General features: G+C 73.2%; 13 protein-coding genes. 5 read left to right on the top strand and 8 right to left on the bottom strand.

The annotated features are described in order from the left end of the window. Positions 1–51: 51 nt before the first annotated feature. Both N6H00_RS36245 and N6H00_RS36240 read right to left on the bottom strand, forming a co-directional pair. Entirely contained in the window at positions 52–291 is a 240-nt protein-coding gene (locus N6H00_RS36245) for a hypothetical protein (RefSeq protein WP_268976098.1), read from the bottom strand. A 54-nt stretch (positions 292–345) separates the two neighbouring features. Then, positions 346–1,488 (bottom strand): inorganic phosphate transporter, encoded by a 1,143-nt coding sequence (locus N6H00_RS36240; RefSeq protein ID WP_268976097.1) that lies wholly within the window; start codon positions 1,486–1,488, stop codon positions 346–348. A gap of 383 nt (positions 1,489–1,871) precedes the next feature. Here N6H00_RS36240 and N6H00_RS36230 point away from each other — a divergent pair, with 383 nt between their 5' ends. From N6H00_RS36230 to N6H00_RS36220, 3 genes are all read left to right on the top strand, one after another. Beyond that, on the top strand, positions 1,872–2,084 hold the full coding sequence (locus tag N6H00_RS36230) for a hypothetical protein (RefSeq protein WP_268976096.1): 213 nt from the start codon (positions 1,872–1,874) through the stop codon (positions 2,082–2,084). Between the two features lie 326 nt (positions 2,085–2,410). Beyond that, complete coding sequence (locus N6H00_RS36225; protein ID WP_268976095.1) at positions 2,411–3,346, top strand: TauD/TfdA dioxygenase family protein; 936 nt, start codon at positions 2,411–2,413, stop codon at positions 3,344–3,346. Between the two features lie 163 nt (positions 3,347–3,509). Next, on the top strand, positions 3,510–6,296 hold the full coding sequence (locus N6H00_RS36220) for an AfsR/SARP family transcriptional regulator (RefSeq protein WP_268976094.1): 2,787 nt from the start codon (positions 3,510–3,512) through the stop codon (positions 6,294–6,296). An 87-nt stretch (positions 6,297–6,383) separates the two neighbouring features. On the opposite strand, the gene N6H00_RS36215 is transcribed toward N6H00_RS36220, so the two are convergent. The 3 genes from N6H00_RS36215 to N6H00_RS36205 all read right to left on the bottom strand — a co-directional run bounded on the left by N6H00_RS36215 (position 6,384) and on the right by N6H00_RS36205 (position 8,698). Then, a complete protein-coding gene (locus N6H00_RS36215; protein ID WP_268976093.1) occupies positions 6,384–7,217 on the bottom strand; it encodes an SAM-dependent methyltransferase in 834 nt (277 codons plus the stop codon). A gap of 52 nt (positions 7,218–7,269) precedes the next feature. Continuing rightward, positions 7,270–7,596, bottom strand: coding sequence for a hypothetical protein (locus N6H00_RS36210; protein WP_268976092.1), 327 nt, complete (start codon positions 7,594–7,596; stop codon positions 7,270–7,272). A 220-nt stretch (positions 7,597–7,816) separates the two neighbouring features. Next, positions 7,817–8,698, bottom strand: a complete 882-nt coding sequence (locus N6H00_RS36205) for an alpha/beta fold hydrolase (protein ID WP_268976091.1) — start codon at positions 8,696–8,698, stop codon at positions 7,817–7,819. A 153-nt stretch (positions 8,699–8,851) separates the two neighbouring features. On the opposite strand from N6H00_RS36205, the gene N6H00_RS36200 reads away from it, so the two are divergent. Further along, complete coding sequence (locus tag N6H00_RS36200; RefSeq protein WP_268976090.1) at positions 8,852–9,802, top strand: sensor histidine kinase; 951 nt, start codon at positions 8,852–8,854, stop codon at positions 9,800–9,802. Positions 9,803–9,900: 98 nt separating this feature from the next. Here the strand turns inward: N6H00_RS36200 and N6H00_RS36195 are convergent, their stop codons facing one another. After that, a complete protein-coding gene (locus N6H00_RS36195; protein WP_268976089.1) occupies positions 9,901–10,767 on the bottom strand; it encodes an AraC family transcriptional regulator in 867 nt (288 codons plus the stop codon). A gap of 205 nt (positions 10,768–10,972) precedes the next feature. On the opposite strand from N6H00_RS36195, the gene N6H00_RS36190 reads away from it, so the two are divergent. Next, positions 10,973–12,442: a class II fumarate hydratase gene (locus N6H00_RS36190; RefSeq protein WP_268976088.1), complete on the top strand. Its 1,470-nt coding sequence runs from the start codon at positions 10,973–10,975 to the stop codon at positions 12,440–12,442. A 57-nt stretch (positions 12,443–12,499) separates the two neighbouring features. On the opposite strand, the gene N6H00_RS36185 is transcribed toward N6H00_RS36190, so the two are convergent. Together N6H00_RS36185 and N6H00_RS36180 are read right to left on the bottom strand one after the other, a co-directional pair. Next, positions 12,500–13,258 carry a polysaccharide deacetylase family protein gene (locus tag N6H00_RS36185; RefSeq protein WP_268976087.1) on the bottom strand — a complete coding sequence of 253 codons (759 nt, stop codon included), beginning with the start codon at positions 13,256–13,258 and terminating at the stop codon, positions 12,500–12,502. Further along, a complete protein-coding gene (locus N6H00_RS36180) occupies positions 13,255–14,229 on the bottom strand; it encodes a DMT family transporter (RefSeq protein WP_268976086.1) in 975 nt (324 codons plus the stop codon). The genes N6H00_RS36185 and N6H00_RS36180 overlap by 4 nt, the downstream gene beginning before the upstream one ends. Position 14,230: the final 1 nt, after the last annotated feature.

Below are 14,230 nucleotides of genomic sequence, written 5' to 3'. Positions count from 1 at the left end.
GCACCGCGGTCCGCGGCGGTGCTCGGCAGGGATCCATTGTCGCAAGCGGGCTCAGCCCGGAACGATCAGGTCGATGCCATAGGCGGCGGTCGCCAGACACGCGGCGAAACACGCCACCGCCGCGGCCGCCGCCACTCGCTCCGAACGGCCGCGGTGTGCGCCGTGGCGCGGTGCGCCGCCACCGGAGCGGGCCCAGGCGGCGACGCCGAGGGAGAACATCACGACTACCAGGACGGTGACCCCGAGGCTGACCCCGAAGACCCCGCCGATCGTGCCCCAAGTGGTGCCCATGCGGTTCAGCTCCTCACGGCGGTCGGTCCGGGCTCAAGCGGTCCGGTCGTGCGCTCAGGCGGTCGTGCCCAGGGAGCGCTCGGCCCGCTCGGGGAGTCGCGGCGCGTTGACGTTGTCCGGGTTCACCGGGCGGCGGCGGGCGAGGACGAAGAAGCCCACCGCCGCCGCCACGGCGACGCCCGCCACCAGGGCCACCCCGGCGTTGCCCCGGCCCGCCACCCAGGCCGCGACTCCGCCCACGGCCGCCGCCGCGGGCAGGGTCAGCAGCCAGGACACGGCGATCCGCCCGGCGATCCCCCAGCGCACCTGGGCCAGCCTCCGGCCGAGCCCGGCCCCCAGGATGCTGCCCGTGCACACCTGGGTGGTGGACAGCGCGAAGCCCAGATGCGACGAGGCCAGGATCACCGCGGTCGCGCTGGTCTCGGCTGCGAAGCCCTGCGGGGGCTGGATGTCGGTCAGGCCCCTCCCCATGGTCCGGATGATCCGCCACCCTCCGGCATAGGTGCCGAGCGAGATCGCCAGGCCCGCGCTGAGCACCACCCACCACGGCGGCCCCGCGCCGTGGCCGAGCACACCGCCGGAGATGAGGGTGAGGGTGATGACGCCCATCGTCTTCTGCGCGTCGTTGGTGCCGTGGGCGAGGGCCACCAGCGAGGCGGACCCCACCTGGCCGGCGCGGAAGCCCTTCCGCGCCGCATGGGCGGCCGCCCGGCGGGTGATCACATAGGCGAGATAGGTCGCCGCCACGGCCACCACACAGGCCACCACCGGCGAGGCGAGCCCCGGCACCACGATCTTCTCGACGATCGCGGGGAAGCGCACCGCGGAGCCCCCCGCGCCCACCCACACCGCGCCGATCAGCCCGCCGAACAGGGCGTGCGAGGAACTCGACGGCAGCCCGGCGAACCAGGTGACCAGATTCCACAGAATCGCCCCGACCAGGCCCGCGAAGATCATGACCGGGGAGACCCGGACGTCGTCGACGATGCCGTTGGAGATCGTCTCGGCCACTTCCGTGGAGAGGAAGGCCCCCGCCAGATTGAGCACCGCGGCGACGGCGACCGCGATCCGGGGCGACAGCGCCCCCGTGGCGATGGACGTGGCCATCGAGTTGGCCGTGTCGTGGAAACCGTTGGTGAAGTCGAAGGCCAGTGCCGTGAGGATGACGGCGACCAGAAGGAAGGAGACGGAGTCCATTCCCGACCTCCCGCGCCAGGAACGGTCCGGCACTCGTCGCGTCGGACCGTCTCGCGAGACCGCTGCCTGCTGTCCACGCTAGGCGCGGTGTCAGGCGGCCGCCAGCGCTGGCGCCCGGCCCACCGGTGCCCGGCCCACCGGACGGACCGCACCGTCCTGGTCCGGTCCGCCGGTCCCGGCCCCGATGGGCACGGCCCTCACTCGGCCCCGGGCTCGGGACGGATCTCGGGGCGGTCCATGATGCGCAGCCAGGTGCCGTCCGGCTGCCGGCGGGCCACCTGCACCCGGCCGCCGGTGTGGTCGGCGGGGCGGGTCGAGGTGAGGGCCAGATCGCCGTAGCGGACGGTCGGCAGCGCCTCCTCGGTCCGGAACGGGCCCGGGGCGTGCGCCTGCGGCGATCCTGCCCGGCGCGTTCGCCGAGGCGCGCGGACCGGCTGCGGCCGGTCCTCATCGACCGGCCGGCCCTGCGGGGGCGGCTGGTGTTCGCCTGGCGGGCGGACGGCCCGAGCGGTCCGGCCGGCCGGGCCCTGGTCGAGCGCGCCCGCACCGCCCTGGGCGGTCCGTCCCGTCCGGCGTCCGGCTCCGCCACCGGGTAAGGAGTCACCCCGTGGACGTAGGTGACACGCACCGTTGACAGCTCACCGGGACAGATCCCAGAATTGCCCTCATGATCAGGCACCGGTTCGACTCGACGGGACATCTTCGCGTTCCGGACCGGACCGGGTGTACGCGCTCGGGCCACTGACCGGGATTCCGCACATCCCGCGGCCAACCGCCCCCGCGCCCCCGAGACCACGCCGGTCATTCCCCTGACGATCCGGGCAGCAGACGATCCGGACGACATTCCCGTGGTTCCCCGCGGCACGAGGGCACCCCTCTCTTTTCCCGCCCGCCCCTTCCGTGTCACGCATGAGGAGACGCCATGACCGTCGTCGACACCGCCCCAGCGACGCTGCGCGAGGCCCACATCCCGCCGGGCGGGATGTACGAGGGCCCGCGCATTCTGCGCCGGCTGCCCGAAGGGTGGGAGGAGCGGCCGTACGAGAGGTTCGAGGTGGTGCCGCTCGGACGCGTCATCGGCGCCGAGATCCGCGGCCTGGACCTCTCCCGGCCGCTGGAGCCCGCACTGCGCGAGGAGATCAACCGCGCCCTGCTGGAGTGGAAGGTGCTCTTCTTCCGCGGCCAGCACCTCACCCCGGAGCAGCAGCGCGGATTCGCCCGCCACTGGGGCGAGTTGGAGACCAACCCGCTGCTCGCCGCCGGTTCCAGCGCGGATGTCGTCCGCTTCGACAAGGGGGCCGGCGCCACCCCGACCTTCGAGAACGTCTGGCACACCGACGTCACCTTCCGGACCCGGCCCGCGCTCGGCGCCGTACTGCAACTGCGCGAGGTGCCGCCGGTGGGCGGGGACACCCTGTGGGCGGACATGGCCGCCGCGTACGACAACCTTCCGGCGGAGGTGAAGGACCGTATCGACGGCGCCACCGCCGTCCACGACTTCATCCCCGGTTTCGCCCGCTTCTACGGACCCGAGCGGCTCGCCCCGTTCCAGGAGATGTTCCCGCCGGTGGAGCACCCGGTCGTGCGCACCCATCCGGAGACCGGCCGCCGGATGCTGTTCGTCAACACCTCCTTCACCACCCGGATCACCGGGATGGAGCGGGCGGAGAGCGACCGGCTGCTGAGCTTCCTGTGCCGGCAGGCGCACGTGCCGGAGTACCAGGTGCGTTTCCACTGGCAGCCGGGCGATGTGGCGTTCTGGGACAACCGCGCCACCCAGCACTACGCGGCCAATGACTACGCCCCGCACCGCAGGGTCGCCGAACGCGTGGCCATCGAGGGCGACCAGCCGTTCTGACCTCCGCTGTCCGCCGGGGCCCCGGCGCGGCGTTTTCCGGTCATCCACACGCCCGTACCCGGCGAGGACACCTCCGGCGCGGATGAAACGATACGCGTCAGGGCCGCACCGGAGGTATAACCGTTGCGGAGTGGTCAGTTGACGAGCCGACGGAAGGCGACGGGTGCGATACCGGGTCCTGGGGCCGCTGGAGCTGCGCAAGGGCGAGGAGTGGGCCTCCCTGGGGCCGGCCAAGTGGCGGATGCTGCTCGCGGTGCTGCTGTGCCACGCCAACCAGACCGTGTCCACCGAGCGGCTCCTGGACGAACTCTGGGGCGAGGGCCGGGCGCCCCAGAGCGCCACCAAACTGCTCCAGACCTATGTCTCCCGTCTCCGCCAGACCCTGGGCGACGAGTCCGGGCGGACTCTGGTCACCGAGAAGCAGGGCTACAAGGCGCACGGCTACCGGCTGTCCGTGGAGGCCGCCGAGTTCGACGCCCACCGCTTCGAGCAGCTGGTCGAGGAGGGGCGGCGGTGCCTGGACCGGGAGGCGCCCGAGGCCGCCGCCGAGCGGCTGCGCGAGGCGCTGGCGATGTGGCGCGGCGCCCCGTTCGCCGATGTGCCCCCGACCCCGGCGGTGGCGGCGGAGGCCACCCGGCTCCAGGAGTGCCGGGTGCGGGCCGTGGACGCCCGGATCGAGGCGGACCTGCGCTGCGGGCGGCATACGGCCGTCCTGGGTGAGCTGGAGGCGCTGACCGCCGAGCATCCGTTCCGGGAGGAGCTGCGCGGACGGCTGATGCTGGCCCTGTACCGGTCCGGCCGGCAGGCCGACGCCCTGGCCGCCTACCGCGATCTGCGCCGGCTGCTGAGCGAGGAGCTGGGGGTCGAGCCGACCCCGCCGCTGCGCCGGCTCCACGAGCGGATCCTGAACGCCGACGCCTCACTGCTGACGGCGCCCGCCCCGCAGGAGGACCGGCCCGTTCCCGCCGCACCCCCGCGCAAGGCCCCCCGGGGCCCGCGCCAACTGCCGCCCGCCAGCCCCGCGTTCACCGGCCGGCACGGCGAGGTCGCGGTGATCGAGGCGCTGCTGCACGCCGGCGGGGACCCGGAGGCGGACGAGGGCGCGGGCGGACGGTCGGTGATGCTCGCGGCCATCGACGGCACCGGCGGGGTCGGCAAGTCGGCCCTGGCCATCCATGCCGGGCACCAGCTGGCCGACCGCTTCCCCGACGGCCAGCTCTATGTGGATCTGTACGGGGCCACCGCCGGGCAGTCGGCCCTGGAACCCGGCGAGGTGCTCGGCCGGTTCCTGCGCGCCCTCGGCGTGGACGGCTCGAACGTGCCGAGCGACCCCGACGAGGCGTCCGCGCAGTTCCGTTCGCTGGCGGCGGGCCGCAGACTGCTGGTGATCCTCGACAACGCCAAGAGCGTGGACCAGGTGCGGCCGCTGATCCCCGCCGGGCCGGGCTGTGCCGCGCTGGTCACCAGCCGCGAGATGCTGACCACTCTGGAGGGGGCCACCCATCTGCACCTGGACGTACTCCCCCAGGACCAGGCGGTGGCGCTGCTGGAGCGGGTGGTGGGCGCGGAGCGGGTGCGGGCCGAGCCCGCCGAGGCGGAGCAGATCACCCGGCTGTGCGGCGGGCTGCCGCTGGCGCTGCGGATCGCCGGCGCCCGGCTGGCCGCCCGGCCCGCGTGGCCGCTGCGCACCCTCGTGACCAAGCTGACCGACGCCCGCGGCCGGCTGGACGAGCTGCGCTTCGGCGATCTCGCCGTCCGTATCAGCTTCCAGGTCAGCTACGAGGGATTCCGGCTCGGCCGGCGCTCCGACGACGCGGACGCGGTGCGCGCCTTCCGGCTGCTCAGCGTGGTGCACGGCCATGATGTGAGCCTGCCGGTGGCCGCCGCGCTGCTGGACCTGCCCGCCGACCGCACCGAGAACGCGCTGGAGCGGCTGGTCGACGCCCAGCTCCTGGAGAGCCGGGACTCGGTCCGCTACCACATGCACGACCTGCTGCGGCTGTTCGCCTTGGAACAGGCCGAGCAGGAGGAGTCCGAGGCGGAGCGCACGGCGGCGCTGGAGCGGGCGCTGTCCTGCTATGCGGCCACCGCCCAGCAGGCGGTCACCCTGCTCGACCCGCTCCGCCCCTGGCCCCGGCATCCCGTCGCGGGCCCGGCGGTCCCGCTGACCGGCCACGACGAGGCCGAGGGCTGGCTGCGGAGCGAACTCCCCAATCTGCTGGCCGCCGTCGCCCACGCGGCCGAGCCCGCCCAGCCCGAGGCGATCGCACGCCTCGGGCTGGCGCTGGCGCGGGCGCTCCAGTGGTTCCTCTTCCCCCGGGCCCACGCCCAGGATCTCCAGGCGGTCAACGAGCTGGCCATCGAGATCGCCCGCCGCCTGGACGACCTGGAGAGCGAGGCATGGGCGCTGGACGGCCTCTCCGCCGCGTACTGGCTCCAGCACAGCTATGACGAGGTACGGGTCTGCCTGGAGTCGGCGCTGGAGCTCTGGCGCGCACTGGGCCACGTGGCGGGCGAGTTGCGCTCCCTGTGCAATCTCGCGGACGCGCTGTGCGAGCTGAGCCTGTTCGAGGAGGCCATCATGGTGCAGGAGCGGCAGCTGGCCCTCGCCCGCGCGGCCGGGGACCTGCCGGCCGAGGTGATCGGCCTGGGCAACCTCGGCCGGGCTCACCGGGGCCTGGGCCGCCCCGAGGACGCCCTGACCTGTTTCAAGGAGAGCCTGGAGTACGCCCGCCGCACGGGCAACATCCACCACGAGGGCTTCGCCCTGTACGAGATCGGGATCACCTATATGGAGCAGGGCAGGTTCGATGAGGGCCGGGCCCATATGGACCAGGCCCTGCCCGTGTGGAAGCGCCGCGGCACGTACGAGAGCTGGCGCGGGCACACCTGGAGCGGGCTCTTCCCCGCCTGTATGACCCTGCAGATCGGCCCCGGTCCGCGCGAGTGACCCGCTGGGGTCACCGGGCGGCCGGGGCGGACGTCGGTCGTGGGCCGTGGGGGCCGGTCACGGGCGTCATGCGCGCGAAAGGCGGGGTTACGGCTTGCGGGCCACCCCGCCGTAGGCCCAGATCCGGCTGGGGTCGTGCGCGGCGCCGATGCCCGGACGCCAGGAGGACAGTTGCACCAGGCCCGGGGCGAGCGGTTCGAGGCCGGTGAAGAACTCCATGATCTGGGCACGGTCGCGGGAGACCAGGGAGACCGGTCCCTCGAAGCTGATGACCTCCCACTCCCGGTCGTGGTCGAGGGTGAAGTCACCGGTGGAGTGGGACAGGACCAGACAGCTGCCCGGTGCGGCCCAGTCCATGAGCCGGCGGACGATGCCGACGGGGTCCTCCAGGTCCTCGAGGTATTCGAGGACGAGCGTGAGCAGGATCGCGACCGGCTGCGTGGGGTCGAGCAGCCGGCGCAGCTCCTCATGGCCCAGGAGGTCGTCGGGCGAGCGGATATCGGCCCTGACCATGGTGGTGCCGGAGACGGAGAGACGGGCCTGGCCGTGGCTGGCGACGATGGGGTCGTTGTCGGCGTAGACCACCCGGGCCCGGGGATTCACGGCCTGGGCGATCTCATGGACATTCGGGTTCGCCGGCAATCCCGCACCGATATCCAGGAATTGGCTGATGCCACTGGCGGCGAGATGACGGACGGCACGGTGCAGAAATCGCCGATTCGAGAGGGCGGTGTCGCGGATCTCCGGGGCGACCCCGAGAAAACGCTGGGCCTGTTCGTAATCGGCGAGGTAATTGTCCTTACCACCGACCAGATAGTTGTAGACCCGGGCCGGATTCGCCTTGCTGACCGCGAGCCGGCCGTGGTCGGACGGCCGCCACTCCCTTGTCCTGAGCCCTATGCCGGGCCCGCTGCTCTTCATCGTGATTCCCCTACCGATAGCACTGCCTCGCCTCACCGCGGACGGTTCCGGGTCACTGTGGACGCGGCGCCGCGCCCGGACGCCAGGTGACCGTGGCGCTGGGCCCCGGTTCGGCCCAGGCGACCGGGTCCCGGGCCCACAGGTGGAAGGGCAGGTCGACATCCGCCGACACCCGGCTGAGCTGCCCCCAGGAGTACGCGTCGCCGGAGTGGGCCGCGGCGGCCTGGAGTGCCGCTTCGAGGCAGGCTCGGGCGGTGTGTTCGGCCCGGCAGGTACCGCTCGGACCGGACCCCTCCACCCCGCCGCAGAGCTGGAAGGTGTGCCAGGCGTAGAGGGGTTCGTCCCCGGTATGTGGCTGATGCTGCTGGTCGACGTTCACAGGCCCTCTCCAGACGCGTCCCGACCGGGCGGCTGTAGCGATGCGTCCAGCATGGAAGAGGGCGGATCAGCGGCGGTATATCGGCGGTAAAGCGACGGCCGCGGCGGCTCTACCGGGTCCGTTCCGGTCCCGGTCACCGCCGCGGCCGTGCCGCGTTCCGCAAGTGAAGGCCCTGGTCAGGCGCGTTATGACGGTCAGGTCCGCGCGCCGGGCCGCCTGGTCACTCGGCGAGCCAGGCCAGCACCTCGCGGTTGATCCGCTCGGGCCGCTCCAGGTGGAGGAAGTGCCCGGCGCCGTCGATCAGTTCCATCCGCGAGCCCGCCGGGAGGTGGTCCTTGGCCCTCTGGGACACCTCGGCGCCGATGCAGCCGTCGTCGGTGCCGTGCAGGTAGAGGATGGGGGTCTCGCCGGTCCGGGTGACGGCCTCCTGCTCGGCCGCGTACGCCGCCACGTGGCGGGTCGGGTCGAACAGCGCCCGGTAGTAGGCGATCGCGGCGGCGAGATGGGCCGGGTCCCGCAGGCTCTCCTTGACGTGCGCGATGTCCTCGGCGGCGTCCTGGTAGCCGGGCGACCAGTCCCGCCACAGGCCGTCGATCAGGGCCATGTCGTGCGCCGCCGCCCCGGCCTCGGCCAGCGGCGTCTGGAACAGGAAGATGTAGAAGGAGCGCTTGAACTGGCCGTAGTCGTAGTTGAAGAAGTCGGCCAGCACACCGCCCAGCGGAGGCACCGACATCGTGACGGCGCGCCGCCAGCGCTCGGGGGCGCTCGCGGTGGCCCCGTAGGCGGCTATCGCGCCCCAGTCGTGGCCGATGAGCACGGCGTCACCGTCGCCGCCGAGCGCCTCGTGCAGCGCGTTGGCGTCCGCGGCGATCGCGCCCGCCTGGTAGGCGCCGTCGGCGGGAATGCCGGTGGGGGCGTAGCCCCGCAGGAAGGGGGCGACGGCGTGGTAGCCCGCGTCCGCGAGCGCGGGGAGCATATGGCGCCAGGAGTGCGCGGTGTCCGGGAAGCCGTGCAAGCAGAGCGCCAATGGGGCGTCGGCCGGACCCGCTTCGAAATACCCGAAATCAAGTCCATTTGCGTTGATGTACTTCAGCTCTGTCACGTCCGAGGATGCTAATGCAGCATCAACTCGCCGTCCATGTACGGCCGGAAGGGGCTGGGCGGCGGGCGCGGGAAGTGGCAGACTGCGCTATACCGTCCGGTAATTCGATGACGCACATCCGTGTTTTCGCCGGCCGAGCCCCAGGGAGGCCCGATGACCAGCCCGAGCAGCCCCGTCGCCGACCACCGCGACGCGATGGTGCACCGTGGATTCCTCTATCGCGACGAGGAGGAAGTGGTCGACATCTGCGTCCCCTTCCTCCGGGAGGGGCTGGCGGCGGACGAGGCCGTGGCCGTCGTGGCCGCGACCTCCAACATCGCGGCGCTGCGGGACGCGCTCGGGCAGGACGCCAAGGCGGTGCAGTTCGAAGAGGCGCTCAGCTGGTACCAGCACCCGGTCAAGACCATCGCCGCCTACGACTCCTTCGTGAAGGCCGAGAAGCCGCGCCGGGTCCGGGTGATCGCCGAACCGGTGTGGCAGGGCCGCACCCCGCTCGAGGTGGTGGAGTGGGCGCGCTACGAGTCGATCGTCAACGCGGCCTTCGCCCACTCCGGCGCCCGCGCGATCTGCTGCTACGACCGCCGCCTGCTGCACCCCGAGATCCTCGCCTACGCGCGCCAGACCCACCCCGAGATCATCGACGGCCACGGGCCGGAGCGGAGCGACGCCTACACCGACCCCGGCCCGTTCAGCGCCACCTGCGACCGGCGCCCCCTGCCGCCCGCCCCGCGCACGGCCGAGTCCGTGCCGGTCGTCTCCACCCGGCTGGACGAGGTGCGCGCCTTCGTCGCCGAGCGGGCGAGCCGGCACGGCATGGGCCATGACGCGCTGCGCAACCTGGTCGCGGCGGTGAGCGAGGTGACCACCACCGCGATCCGGCACGGCGAGGCCCCGGCACGGCTGAGCACCTGGGTCCACGACGGCGATCTGGTCTGCGAGATCTCCGGCCCCGGCCACTGGTACCCGGACGCCCTGTGGGGCTTCACCCCGCCGGCCGACGCGGAGCCCGGCTTCGGGCTGTGGGGCGTCCGCATGCTGTGCGACGTGGTGCAGATGCAGGCCGACGCGGACGGCACCCTCATCCGGCTGCGCACCCGCGTCTGACGGGCGCCGGCCCGACGCGGGCCGGAGCCGGCGGTTCGGCCGGGCCCGTCGGGCCCGGCCGAGGCGCCGGCTCCGCCTCCCGGAGCCTGCCGTCCCGCTCAGCCGGGTACCTGCTCCACCGGCAGCCACAGTTCGGCGTCGGCCTCGGTCGTGTCCGGCGACAGCCGGGTGCGCAGGATCTCCGGACCGGGGCGGCCGCGGTACGGGTTCGACGGGAACCACTGCGTGTACACATCCCGCCACAGGTTCTGGATGGCCTGCGGGGCCGGCCCGGAGGTGGTGAAGACCGCCCAGGCGCCGGCCGGGACGGCCAGGGCGGTCGTGCCCTCGGGGGCGGCCGCGGAGGTGACCACTCCGTGGTAGTAGTCGAGTTCCGTACCCTCGGCGCGGCTGGGGTCCAGGTCGTCACAGACCGCGACGATGCCGTGCGGCTCCTGGTCCGACAGCTTCTCCAGTCGCTCCAGGGTCCGCGGGTCGATACCACGGACGAAGTCCATGATGGCCTGGTTCGGCCCCGCGTGTACCAGCGGGACCCGGGCCTTGAGACCGACGACGGCGAAGTCCGGCTTGTTCTCTATGCGGTGACGCATACTGCTGCTCCCCTCGACGATGAGACGGAAGGCCATCCGGGGCTGCGAACTGAGCGTGGCGCCGGTGCGCCGGGCCTCGCCCGGCCCGACTCCGTGCATGGCGCGGAACGCCCTGGCGAACGCCTCGCCCGAGCCGTAGCCGTACCGCACCGCGATCTCCAGCAGCGTCTCCCGCGCCGCGAGCACCTCCGCGCCCGCCAGGGTGAGCCGCCGACGCCGGATGTACTCCGACAGCGGCATGCCCGCGAGCGCGGAGAACATCCGGCGCAGGTGGTACTCCGAAGTGGCCGCGATGCGCGCCAGTTCGGCCACGTCGATGGGCTGGTCGAGGTGGCGCTCGATGTGCTCCATCGCCTGGTTGAGCCTCTTCAGCACGCCCCGTCTCCTTCCTCGTGACGACCACCACGCTAGGCAGCGCACGGGGCGCCGGACCCGACATCCTGTGCCCGATCATGTCGGGTACGGGCGACGGCGCCGGATGCGGCCGGGGCGGTACGGGGCGACACTGGCGGTGAGGGCATCGGCCGTGAGCGGAGTGTGTGGTGAGGGATCGGCTGCCATCCGTCTGGGAGAGCACGCGATGAACACGCCCCACAGGCGCCGGGGTGCCCAGGGCACCCCGAGGGTCCGGGACCTGCCCACCCGCATCGACGCCACCGGCACCCGCCGGGAGAGCGACGAGCTGGGGGCCGTGGAGGTCCCCGCGGACCGGTACTGGGGCGCCCGGACGCAGCGGGCCCTGATCCACTTCGCGATCGGCGACGACCGTATGCCCAAGGCGATCTACCACGCCTACGGCTACGTCAAGAAGGCCGCCGCGCTGGTCAACGGGCGGGAGGAGCGGCTGGCGGGCTGGCAGGCCGATCTGATCGCCCATGTGGCCGACGAGGTGGTCTCCGGTGCGCTGGACGACCACTTCCCGCTGTACGTGTGGCAGGCCGGCTCCGGCACCCAGACCAACATGAACGTCAACGAGGTCATCAGCAATCGCGCGATCCAGCTGGTGGGCGGCGTCCTGGGCAGCAAGGACCCGGTGCACCCGGACGACCACGTCAATCTGGGCCAGGCCGGCAACGACACCTTCCCCACGGCCATGCACATCGCCGCCGTGCGCATTCTGCACGACCCCCTGCTGCCGCAGGTCAGCCTGCTCCAGGAGGCCATCGCCGCCAAGTCCCGCGCCTGGTACGACGTCCTCAAGACCGGCCGCACCCAGGTGCAGGACGCGGTCCCCCTCTCCGTGGGACAGGAGTGGTCCGGCCACGCCGCCCAGCTCTCCGACGCGCTGGAGCGGCTGCGCGCCACGCTGCCGGACCTCTATCAGCTCGCCATCGGTGGCACGGCGGTCGGCACCGGGCTGGGCGCCCCGGAGGGCTTCGGCCCGGCGGTGGCCCGGGAGATCGCGACGGCCACCGGCCACCCGTTCAAGGTGGCGTCCAACCCCTTCGCCGCGCAGAGCGGTGTGGACGCCCTGGTGGCCGCCTCCGCCGGGCTGCGGGGCCTCGCCGTGCCGCTGATGAAGATCGCCAACGATATCCGCTGGCTCGCCTCCGGCCCGCGCTGCGGAATCGGGGAGCTGACGCTGCCCGGATACCAACCGGGCAGCTCCAGCATGCCCGGCCAGGTCAACCCGGCCCAGTGCGAGGCCATGATGATGGTGTGCACCCAGGTGCTCGGCGCCGACGGCGCCGTCGCGCACGCGGGCACCCAGGGGAACTTCCAGCTCAACACGGCGCGGCCGCTCGTCATCCGCGACTTCCTGCACTCCGCCCGCATCCTCGCCGACGCCTGCGAGAAGCTGCGCACGTACTGCGTCGAGGGCATCGAGCTGAACCGTGAGCAGATCGACGAGTATCTCGCCCGCTCGCTGATGCTGGTCACCGCGCTGTCCCCGGAGATCGGCCACGACAGGGCCGGCGAGATCGCCCGCAAGGCCGCCGCCGAGGGAACGACCCTGCGCGAGGCCGCCATCGCCAGCGGTCATATCGGCGCCGAGGACTTCGACCGCATCGTGGACCCCCGGAAGATGGCCCGCCTCCGCCACGGCTGAGCCCGTCCCGGCAGCGTGTCCCGGGTGCGCCCGGCGGCGTGTTCCGCGCTCGGCGGGTCATCGGCGCATCGGGTGGTCATGAGCCCATCGACGCGTCCCGTGCTCGGCCAGCGGTCCCACCTCCCAGCCGGCGGCCCGGCACTCCGCCACCACCGCGGGCAGCGCGGCCAGCGTGGCGCGCCAGCATCCGGGAGCCGCGGCGCGGTCGGTGTCGTGCAGCAGGACGGTGGCGCCACCGCGCAGATCGCGTCGTACGGTGGCGAGCACCGACCGCGCGGTGGCGTCCGCGGACCAGTCGCGTCCCCACGCCGACCAGAGAACGGGGGTGAGTCCGGCCCGCGCCGCCGCGAGCCAGCGGCCGCCGGTGAGGATGCCGTACGGCGGCCGGTACCACCGCGGTGCCGCGCCGGTGGCCAGCCGTAGGGCGCGGGCGGTACGGGCGACCTCGTGGGCGTCCCGGGCCGGTGCGGGCAGCCAGGGGCGGCTGTGGGTCCAGCCGTGGACGGCCAGCTCATGGCCCCGGCGGACGATCTCCAGCGTGGTGCGCGGGAAGCGCGTCACCCCCTCCCCCAGGACGAAGAAGGTGGCCCGCACCTCCAGCTCGTCCAGGACCCGGAGGAAGCGCGGTGTGGTGCGCGGATCGGGTCCGTCGTCGAAGGTGAGGGCCACATGGTCGGCCCGTCCGTGGCCCGCCAGGGCGGGGAAGAGGGCGCGCCGGGGGCCGGGCAGCCAGGTGCCGGCCGGTGCGATGTGGGCGGCCGCCGCCAGCAGCGCCGCGTCGCGCAGCAGGACACCGCAGTGGTGGCACAGGCTCATGGTGTCCCCCCGCGGCCCGGGTTCCCGCGCCGTCCGGGGAGCGGTGGCCGTGGCTTTCCGGCGTTCCGCGCCGCCAGGTCCGGGTGCCCGGGTACGGCCTGGTCCCAGCCGCCGCACATGGCGGGCGAGCGGGTCAGCCCGACGATGCCGGCCGCCATCAGGAGGATGCCGGCCACCTCGGGCAGGACGCGCAGGCCCAGCTCGACGCGTTCACCGAACAGCACCCAGCCCAGCGTGACGCTCACCAGGGCGTCGCCGAGGGTGAGCGCGGGCTGGGAGGCGGCCAGGGTCCCCGCGCGCAGGGTGCTCTGCAACAGCAGGAAGCTCAGCAGTCCCACGGCGCAGACCGCGTACAGCGGCCAGTCGGTGAACACCTCGGCCACTCCGCCGGAGAACCGCCCGGTGAACTCCTTGATCAGGGCGGCCGTACAGGCGAAGCAGGCGGCGGTGGCGCAGCCGAGGGTGGCGGCCCGCGCCGCCCCGCGCAGCATCCGGGCCACCGCGATCAGGATGCCCACGACGGTGGCCACCGCCACGCCCACGGGCAGCCACTCGCCGTTCTGTGCCGTGTTCCGGCCGTGCGAGGGATCGGCCGCCACCAGGAAGAGCGCGAGCCCCGCGGCGAGCGTCACGAACGACAGCCAGGTCCGGCCGTCCGGGCGGTGGCGGAAGACCAGAGAGCCGACCACCAGGGTGAACAGCAGCTCGCTGACCAGCAGCGGCTGGACCACGGAGAGCCGTCCGACGGCCAGCGCGCCCACCTGCGCCACCGCCGACACCACCATCGCGGCCAGCCCGGCCAGCCAGTACGGGCGGCGCAGCAGACGCGTCAGCCGCAGCAGGTTCTGCTTCAGCCCCCGGGCGCCCCGCTCCTCCCGGACCTGGTCCACCGCGGCCCGCCGCTGGAGTACGGACGCCGCGCCGTTGCCCAGTGCGGACAGCAGGGCGAGGACGACGGCCGCGACGTTCACC

Source organism: Streptomyces sp. S465, assembly GCF_026898115.1.
Taxonomy (GTDB): Bacteria; Actinomycetota; Actinomycetes; order Streptomycetales; family Streptomycetaceae; genus Streptomyces; species Streptomyces luomodiensis.
Note: the sequence above shows the minus strand (reverse complement) of the source record. Positions and strands in the feature narration are given on the sequence as shown.